Origin of the sequence: Cupriavidus sp. HPC(L) (assembly GCF_000307735.3) — a bacterium.
Classification (GTDB): Bacteria; Pseudomonadota; Gammaproteobacteria; order Burkholderiales; family Burkholderiaceae; genus Cupriavidus.
This window is the reverse complement of record NZ_AMPR02000387.1, coordinates 1-1,310: the sequence shown is the minus strand read 5'-3', so window position 1 is coordinate 1,310 and position 1,310 is coordinate 1. Positions and strand designations below refer to the sequence as shown.

The window sequence follows — 1,310 nt, the reverse complement described above, 5'->3', positions numbered from 1 at the left end:
CCGGCTCGCTGCGGCTGGTCGCCCAGCACACCGAGGCGATGCCGGCGCCGGTCGCGGTCACGGTGACGCCGTCCGGCTGGCGCGCCCAGTCCGGTTCGCTGCGGCTGCCGGCCTCGCTGCTTGAAGGCATCGGCGCGCCGTTCAACACGCTGCGCCCGGACGGCGCAATGCGGCTGGACTGGAGCGCGCTGGAGGGCCGCTTTCGCGCGGACGCGGGCAGCGGCGGCCGGCCGGCCGGACTGTACGGCCACCTGACGCTTCGCATCGACCAAGTATCATCGGCCGTCAGCCGGCTGCGGCCGCTCGGCAGCTACCGCGCCGAGATCGACTGGACCGGCCCCACCGGCATGCTGCGGCTCTCCACGGTGGCGGGGCCGCTGCACCTGGAGGGCAGCGGACCGCTGGGCCGCCAGGCGCGCTTCGAGGGCACCGCCCACGCGGATCCCGACGCCGCGAATCAGTTGGCCTCCCTATTGAGCCTGCTGGGAAGACGTGAGAACAATGTGACCAGGCTGCGCTTCTGATCCGGCGCAAGGCAGCACGCCAAGCACCGGGCCGCGCAACCAACCGACGCTTATGACGACAACAGACCGACGCCCCATCCTGCCCACCGCCTGCGCGCGCGCCGTCACGGCGCTGTGCGCCCTGTCGCTGATGGCGCCGGCCCCGCTCTGGGCGCAGGCACCCGGACAGGCGAGCCCCGCCGTGCCGGCCCCGCCCGACGTCACGCCGCGCAACCGCGACGAGGTCGTGCTCAATTTCGTCAACGCCGACCTGGAAGCGGTCGTGCGCGCGGTGGGCCAGGCCACCGGCAAGAACTTCGTGATCGACCCGCGCGTCAAGGGCACCGTCAACCTGGTCACCGAGGCGCCGGTGTCGCGGGCGCAGGCGCTGGAAACGCTGGGCTCGGTGCTGCGGATGCAGGGCTATGCGATGGTCGAGGCCAACGGCTTCACCAAGGTCGTGCCCGAGGCCGACGCCAAGCTGCAGGGCTCGCCGACCGTGGTCGGCGCCGGCGCCAGCCGCGGCGGCCAGGTCGTGACGCAGGTGTTCCGGCTGAACTACGAGTCGGCCAACGCGCTAGTGCCGGTGCTGCGCCCGATGATCGCGCCGAACAACACGATCACGGCCTATCCGGCCAACAACACGCTGGTGATCACCGACTACGCGGACAATCTGCGGCGCATCGGCCGGATCATCGCGGCAATCGACGCGCCCGCGTCGGGCGAGGTCGAGCTGATCCCGCTGAAATACGCGATCGCCAGCGACGCCGCCGTGGTGCTGCAGCGCCTGCTCGATCCGGGCGCGGC

The 1,310-nt window shown here is 72.1% G+C and carries 2 protein-coding genes; both read left to right on the top strand.

The window, feature by feature from the left end; translation table 11 throughout:
• The coding region (gene gspN, locus B551_RS18235; protein ID WP_023264728.1) for a type II secretion system protein N at positions 1–524 on the top strand (524 nt) is incomplete at its 5' end.
• A gap of 52 nt (positions 525–576) precedes the next feature.
• Positions 577–1,310 (top strand): secretin N-terminal domain-containing protein (locus tag B551_RS18230; RefSeq protein WP_043441124.1); only part of this gene is annotated, 734 nt, incomplete at its 3' end.